The organism is Catenibacterium sp. UBA627 (genome assembly GCF_002299355.1).
Lineage (GTDB): Bacteria > Bacillota_I > Bacilli_A > Erysipelotrichales > Coprobacillaceae > Catenibacterium > Catenibacterium mitsuoka.
Genome location: NZ_DBPF01000007.1, coordinates 3,279 through 11,163 on the forward strand (window position 1 = coordinate 3,279; position 7,885 = coordinate 11,163).

Below are 7,885 nucleotides of genomic sequence, written 5' to 3' on the forward strand. Positions count from 1 at the left end.
AAAGAAAACAGTATTTCTTTGAATATTTAAAAATATGTAATAATTTAGGGAAATTGAAAAAATAACGAACTTGATTGACTTATTTCCGATTATTTAATACAATGTGTGAAAACACAAGATAAGGAGATGCACAATGGAAAAATTGTTTAAGAGCACAAGAGGCAATCAGGCACCTATTGATTTTTATACATCTATTCTTCAGGGAATCGCAAGTGATGGGGGGTTACTTGTACCTGACTTCGATTTTGAGAAAAAAAACTTAGAAGAACTTCTATCATTAAACTATGTTGATCTTGCAACAGAGATTATTAGTACATTTGCACCAAGTGATGCAAAGGAAGCATTACATACAGCTTGTACACAGGCTTATGGTGAAGGGTTATTCTGTGATGAAGTGGTTCCTGTAAAGAAAGCAGGAAATGTATATGTTGCAGAACTCTATCAGGGTCCTACAGCTGCATTCAAGGATATGGCATTATCTATGCTTCCTAGAATGATGACTCTTTCTTTAAAGAAGAAAGGTGAAGAACGTGAAGTGATGATTCTTGCAGCAACAAGTGGTGATACTGGTAAAGCTGCATTAGAAGGCTTTAAGGATGTTGAAGGGACTTGTATTAAGGTTTTCTATCCAATTGATGGTGTATCTGCTATTCAGCAGCAGCAGATGGTCACAACAACAGGTAAGAATGTTGAAATCATTGGTATTAGAGGAAACTTTGATGATGCACAGTCTGCAGTTAAGAAGGCTTTTGGTTCAAAAGAATTAAAAGAACTTTGTGATGAACATCATATTTTCTTATCTTCTGCTAATTCAATTAATATTGGACGTTTAATTCCACAGATTGTTTATTATTTCTATTCTTATTTAACACTTGTAAAGAGAAATGAAATTAAGTTGGGAGAAGCAGTGAACTTTACAGTACCTTCAGGTAACTTTGGTAACTGCTTAGCTGGATGGATTGCAAAAAATATGGGCTTACCAGTGAACCAGTTCATTGTTGCTTCTAATAAGAATAATATCTTAACCGATTTCTTTACAACTGGCACTTATGATGCAAGACGTGAATTCTATAAAACGAATGCACCTGCAATGGATATCTTAGTTTCTAGTAACTTAGAAAGATTAGTATGGTTCATGGTGAATGGTGATAGTGAAAAAGTAAATAAGTACATGGAAGAACTTAAAGAAACAGGTGTTTATAAAGTAGATGATGAAACACTTGCAAGAGTTCAGAAAGAATTCAAGGCAGGATGTCTTGGAGAAGAAGATGTACTTAAAGTCATTCATGACTGCTGGAATGAAAATAAATATTTATTAGATACACATACAGCGGTTGGTTATGGTGTTTATGAAGAATATGTCAAGAATACTGGTGATACAACTAAGACAATCTTACTTTCAACTGCGTCACCTTATAAGTTCCCTGAATCTGTTTATCAGGCATTAACAGGTGAAGAAGTAGATGTTTATACAGCTATTGAAAAATTACATGAATTAACTGGTATGGATATTTCTTATCCATTAAAGGGTATTAAGAATCGTGAAATCCTTCATAAGGGTGTTATTGATAGAGATGCCATTTTAGATACTATTGCAGATAAGATCAAGGAGTACTAATTATGTTTGTAAAGGTAAGAGTTCCTGCAACAAGCGCAAACTTAGGACCCGGATTTGATGTTGCGGGTCTAGCAGTAACTTTATATAATACATTCACTTTTGAATTATTAGATGAAGGATTAGAAATCTTGGGATGTCCTGAACAGTTTGCGAATAAAGATAACTTAACTTATCGTGCCTTTGAAGAAGGTGCACGTTATGTGGGATTAGATTATAAAGGATTACGTATTACCAATGAAGGAGATGTTCCTTATACGAGAGGATTAGGTTCTTCTTCTACATGTATTGTTGCTGGTATTGTCGGGGCTTTCGCATTCAAGAATCGTTATGAAGAACGTCAGAACATCCTTGAACTTGCGACTAAGATTGAAGGACATCCAGATAACGTTGCACCAGCCATCTTTGGTGGATTAACTGTATCTGTTATGGAAGAGCATAAAGTGACCACACTTTCGATCCCTGTTAAACAGGACTATCGTTATGTAGCGCTCATTCCACCTTTCACATTATCTACAGAAAAAGCACGTTCTGTATTACCACAGACATTAGACCGTGCAGATGCGATTAAGAATGTATCTCATCTTGCATTGATGGTTGCATCACTTATTAATGGATATGATGAAGGTTTAAAACTAGGCTTCAAGGATCGTTTCCATCAGCCATATCGTGGACACTTAATTGATAACTTCTTCCCTATTATGGATGTATTAGAGAAGGATGAAAGAGTATTAGGTGCTTATCTATCAGGTGCAGGGCCTACTATCATGGCTTTAATTCGTGCGGATGATACAATGGGTGTTGTTCGTATTAAAGAAGAATTAGGGTCTTTAATTGACGGATGGCAAGTAGAAAAGTTAGAATTAGATGAACGTGGATTTACATGTGACTTTTTATAATACCTGGCTGTTGTCAGGTATTTTTTTCGGGAGGATTAAATGAAGAATTATCATACACATACAACAAGATGCATGCATGCAATTGGAAGTGAAGAAGAGTATATCTTAGCAGCCATTTCAACCGGATATACAGAACTAGGCTTTTCAGATCATACACCATGGCATTATGATTCAGGCTATCATGCCACAATGCGTATGGATGAATCACAGCTTGAAGACTATGTCCATACATTATCAGTACTTAGAGATAAATATAAAGACAAGATTTCTATTAAGATTGGTTTAGAATGTGAATATTTTGAAGATAAGATGGACTGGCTTAAGGAGCAGGTAGAACGTTATGGACTAGATTATCTTATTTTAGGTAATCATTTTGATGGCAGTGATGAAACAGGTATTTACTATGGGTATCCTGTAAGTTTAGAAGAATTAAAAAGATATGTATCACAGGTGCTCAAGGCAATGGATACAGGTTTATTCTCATATGTAGCACATCCTGATGTTGTCTTCTATGATGAAAGTAAGCAGGAACATATTGATGAATTAGAAAAAATCTGTATTCATGCAGCTGAAATAAATATGCCTTTAGAATTCAATTTATTAGGATATAAGGCAATGCGTCATTATCCAAGTCAGCCATTTATTGATTTATGTAAAAAGCATCATAATCGTATTATTATAGGAACAGATGCGCATGATGCTGGTGCATTAAAAGACACTAAAACATACAATCGTGCTTATACTTATTTAAAAGAAAATGGATTAGAGATTACCGAAGATATAAAGATGTTGAAATAGGAGGCTTGAAAAAGCCTTTTTGTTTTGGTGGTATGAGTGCATAATATAAATAAGAGAAGGAGAAAATGCATATGGTTAATTATGAAGAAGCAAAGAAAATTGCTTTAGAATCACTTGGTGAAATGGCAATACATATCGATGAAGCATTTGAAACAGAGGATGCTTATATTTTTAACGATTCTAAACATATTTATGCAGGATGGATTCCTGTTGTGATTAGAAAAAGTGATGGTCATCGTGTTCATTATGGTGAATATATGCTTGGTGATGATCAGACATGGACTTATAGGAAAAAAATAAAATTCTAATCCTTTTGACAGTTATGAGTGTACTTATGGTGAAAAAGCATCGATATATCCAACATTTTTTAATGCACTAAAACATTGGAAATGTAGTAATATATATCATAGTCGTATTACTTTATTATTTATATAATTGCTTTAGATGGAAAAAAACAATGATATTATTTCTTTTATAGCGAAAAACCTTTAAAATAGAAGTGCCTAGTACAAATCAAAGGATTGGTAATGGATATATTATTTGATGTATAATAAAGGTGGTGATAAAATGGAACATATTACAGATATAGATAAAACAGCACATCTTGAAGAATGTGTAGAAGCGGTGAGAGAAATCATTAATCCAGATGATTATGGATTAACTGAAGAAGCACTTTATGCCTTAACAAAAGAAATCATGGATACTTCTCTTACAATGGGAGGAGACTTTCATTTAGATAATATTCGTTTCTTTGCGGAACGTTTTATTAAGAGTGGATCAATCGCTCGTTTTAAGATGGCTCATGAAAATGATTTTTAAGGAGGGATTGTATGGGTAAAATAGAAGATGTTATCCAACAGTACCTGGATGAACATAAAAGTCATTATCTAGGTAAATATCGTTATAGATGTAGTTATCGCATTGGTGATACTGCTATGAAGTTTCATTATTATATGCTTGATGAGAGCTTCAGAAATATCGATATTTATGTTGAGCTTTCATATGGTGAGAAAGTTGATGCGGAATTTTCAGAAAATTTAAATGACCAGGAAAAGCAGTTTATTATTAAAGATGCTCTGGTAAATATTTTTTATAAAGAAAAGTTTAAACATGTTCTTCACTATTCTTTGATTCCAAAAATTGTGAAGGAACATCATTTGATTGATACAAACATGGCACCAATCGATTATATCGAGATATTGGAGTATATGAAGTATCATCAGGGTATTAATCAGAAGACAATTGATTCTTTTTATGAAATCTATCTTCCAGTGATGCATGATTTAATCAAGACACAAAAATATGATGTTTATATTTGTTCGTTGATCTTATTATTGCGTAACATACTTTATGAATATGATTGGGATGGACCAAATTCCAAGTATCGTGATACTGAATATCAATATCATTTATATTATGTGAGAGAATTGATCCAGGAAATCGTGGATCGCTTAGATGTATTTTATAAGCATGCGGCAAGCTACTTATTCCATTTAATGCATCTTTTATGTCAGCATACATTATTCGCATTCTGTATCATGACTGATTTAAGCTCATTGTTTAATTCTAATCAAATTGTCTTAAAAGCTTTATCAGATAATATGAAGAAACATTTTATTTTATATGATAAAGAAGCAGATAATTTGAATGAATGTAATCTCGTTTATTCTTATTTATTCTATTATTACTTACATAAGAAGGAACCTTTTAGAGAAGTTATCAAACAGTTCTTCAGAACAATTGTGGATTCGATTCTTGTCTATGCGAACCATGATCTAGATATTGCGTTAGGTAATACGTTATTAAAGAATGAGGGATATGATGTATTGTTGGATTTATTTAGCAGTGACTATAATACATTTGTATTCACATGCTTCCCAATCAGTTCATTCCCAACAGAAATGCGTACATCAGTTCGTAATGAACTTGTTGCCGCTATTCGTTTCTTTGCAGGTAGAATGAATAATGATAAGTATAAACTCAGCTCATTTGAACAGGTATTGAATATCAATAGATTGTTATTGGATAATTTTGGAGATTGGTATAAATGAAAAAGAGAAATATAGTTACAGCGGTCTTCGGGACAGCTGTCCTTGCGGGTGCAGGGTTATATCAAAAAACAAGTCAGTTTGTGGATGAACGTTTATATCGTACACATATTAATCGTACTTCATTTGAGGTTTTAAAACCTCAGGTTGTACGTATTAAGAATATGAATGATGCGATTTTAACTGGGTATCTTCTTGAAGTGGATCATGCAGACAATACATTGATTATGGTTCATGGATTTACTAAGGATGCTTCTTCTTTAGAAAATGAAGCACTCTATTTTCAGTCAATCTGTCCACATACCAATATTTTGATGGTTGACTGTTATGGCAATGGTTCATCGGATGGTGTCACAAGAGGTGTTGGTTTTCAGGATGTTATGGATATCAACTACTGGAATCGTTATATTATTCAAAAATATGGCAAAGAACATCATGTCTTCTTCTATGGTAAAGAAACAGGTGCAACTGCACTACTTTGTGCAGGCAGTGCCGGCTTATTAAAGAATGCAACAAGCATGATTGTAGAAAGTACATTTAAGAATGTACGTGACTACTTTGCTTATCTCATGAAAAATGAAGGATATCCAGAATCAATCACACGCCCTCTTCTTTCGATTGTGTTAAGAAAAGAATTAAATATCACTTTAGATGATCTAGATGTCATGAGATATATTATGAAAAATACTATTCCTACATTATTTATTCAGAACAAGAATAACAATAAAGCTGATTTTAATGATGTATTTGATTTATACAATGCAGCAGTATGTGAAAAAGAACTGATGCCATTAAAAGATAAGCCGTTTTATGCTCTTGATGAAAAGCATCCTTATAAGGATCTTCTCGCAGAGTTTTTAAATAGAAATGGATGATAGGAGGACGCTATGTATTTTAAAGAATCAAAAGGTTTCCCAAAGGATTTCTTATGGGGAAGTGCTTCAGCTGCTTATCAGGTAGAAGGTGCCTGGGCTGAAGATGGTAAAAAACCTTCTGTATGGGATAAGTTTGTAAGAATCCCTGGTAAGACATTCAAAGCCACTACAGGTGATAAAGCAGTTGATCATTATCACATGTATAAAGAAGATGTCAGATTAATGGGTGAAATGGGTCTTAAGACTTATCGTTTCTCAATTGCCTGGTCAAGAATCTATCCAGATGGCAACGGGCAGGTGAATGAAAAAGGTCTACAGTTTTATGATGACTTAATTAACGAATGCTTAAAGTATAACATCGTACCAATGGTGACTGTATATCATTGGGATTTACCACAGGCATTAGAAGATCAATATCATGGCTGGGAAGACCGTCGTATTGTCGATGATTTTGTTAATTATGCAACAACATTATTTAAACGTTATGGTGATCGTGTTAAACACTGGATTATTTTAAATGAACAGAATGTCTTCACAGGCCATGGCTGGATGCTAGCAAAACATCCACCAGGAAAATTCAAAGATATGAAGACTTACTATCAGGTAAATCATCATGCATTCATGGCTCATGCTAAGTCAGTGTTGGCATTAAAAGAACTTTATCCTGATGCATTAGTTGGCTCATCATTTGCGTATGGTCCTGCTTATGCTGTGTCTGATAAGCCGGAAGATCAGATGGCATGTGTAGACTATGAAGATTTGAAGTCATATTACTGGATGGATGTTTATGCATATGGACGTTATCCAAGATCTGCCATGAAATACTTAGAATCATTAGGCGTTGCACCTCACTTTGAGGAAGGCGACCTTGAAATTCTAAAGGCAGCTGCCGCAAAGGTAGACTTTATGGGTGTGAACTATTATAAGACATGCAGTATTGAATATAACCCATTAGATGGTGTTGATTCTCTTGGCGGTGAAAACAATACAGGTAAAAAAGGTACAGCTGAGATGGAAGGTGTGCCAGGTATGTATAAAGTACCAGCTAATAAGAATCTTCCTACAACTGACTGGGACTGGACTATTGATCCTATGGGATTACGTTTTGCATGTCGTAAGATTACTTCACGTTATGATTTACCAATCGTTATTTCAGAAAATGGTCTTGGCGCATTTGATAAATTAGAAGATGGACAGATTCATGATTCATATCGTATTGAATATTTACGTAACCATATCGAGGAATTAAAGAAAGCATGTGATGATGGATGTCGTATTCTTGCGTACTGTACATGGTCATACACTGATTTATTAAGCTGGTTAAATGGTTATCAGAAACGTTATGGTTTTGTATATGTAGATCGTGATGAAGATGAAAACTCAGGTACTCTTAAGAGAATTCCAAAAGATTCATATTATTGGTATAAGAAAGTTATTGAAACCAATGGTGAAGAATTATAATTCATAGAAGGCTGATTCATATTGAATCAGTCTTTTTATGTTTAAAAAATGCATAGGAAGCTTGCAAGAGACATATATAAAATAGGATAAATAATAATTAAAATAGAAAAACATTGATTATATCAACAAAAATAGACGCCGTGAGATAAAAATAGAAAATAATTCGAAAAAACACTTTACAAGTGTCAG

The 7,885-nt window shown here is 33.8% G+C and carries 8 protein-coding genes; all 8 read left to right on the forward strand.

Translation table 11 applies throughout. The features are described 5' to 3' along the window. Positions 1–133 precede the first annotated feature (133 nt). The 8 genes from thrC to B2S90_RS00555 all read left to right on the forward strand — a co-directional run bounded on the left by thrC (position 134) and on the right by B2S90_RS00555 (position 7,696). Positions 134–1,618, forward strand: coding sequence for a threonine synthase (thrC, locus tag B2S90_RS00520; RefSeq protein ID WP_286696371.1), 1,485 nt, complete (start codon positions 134–136; stop codon positions 1,616–1,618). Positions 1,619–1,620: 2 nt separating this feature from the next. After that, positions 1,621–2,514 carry a homoserine kinase gene (gene thrB, locus B2S90_RS00525; protein ID WP_055233731.1) on the forward strand — a complete coding sequence of 298 codons (894 nt, stop codon included), beginning with the start codon at positions 1,621–1,623 and terminating at the stop codon, positions 2,512–2,514. Between the two features lie 39 nt (positions 2,515–2,553). Further along, complete coding sequence (locus B2S90_RS00530) at positions 2,554–3,312, forward strand: histidinol-phosphatase (RefSeq protein ID WP_279068305.1); 759 nt, start codon at positions 2,554–2,556, stop codon at positions 3,310–3,312. A gap of 71 nt (positions 3,313–3,383) precedes the next feature. Then, entirely contained in the window at positions 3,384–3,620 is a 237-nt protein-coding gene (locus B2S90_RS00535; protein WP_055233729.1) for a hypothetical protein, read from the forward strand. A 259-nt stretch (positions 3,621–3,879) separates the two neighbouring features. Next, on the forward strand, positions 3,880–4,131 hold the full coding sequence (locus tag B2S90_RS00540; protein ID WP_006505197.1) for a hypothetical protein: 252 nt from the start codon (positions 3,880–3,882) through the stop codon (positions 4,129–4,131). Positions 4,132–4,142: 11 nt separating this feature from the next. Then, on the forward strand, positions 4,143–5,363 hold the full coding sequence (locus B2S90_RS00545; protein WP_055233728.1) for a hypothetical protein: 1,221 nt from the start codon (positions 4,143–4,145) through the stop codon (positions 5,361–5,363). Next, positions 5,360–6,235 carry a hypothetical protein gene (locus tag B2S90_RS00550; protein ID WP_055233727.1) on the forward strand — a complete coding sequence of 292 codons (876 nt, stop codon included), beginning with the start codon at positions 5,360–5,362 and terminating at the stop codon, positions 6,233–6,235. The genes B2S90_RS00545 and B2S90_RS00550 overlap by 4 nt, the downstream gene beginning before the upstream one ends. Positions 6,236–6,247: 12 nt before the next feature. Beyond that, entirely contained in the window at positions 6,248–7,696 is a 1,449-nt protein-coding gene (locus B2S90_RS00555) for a glycoside hydrolase family 1 protein (RefSeq protein ID WP_055233726.1), read from the forward strand. Positions 7,697–7,885: the final 189 nt, after the last annotated feature.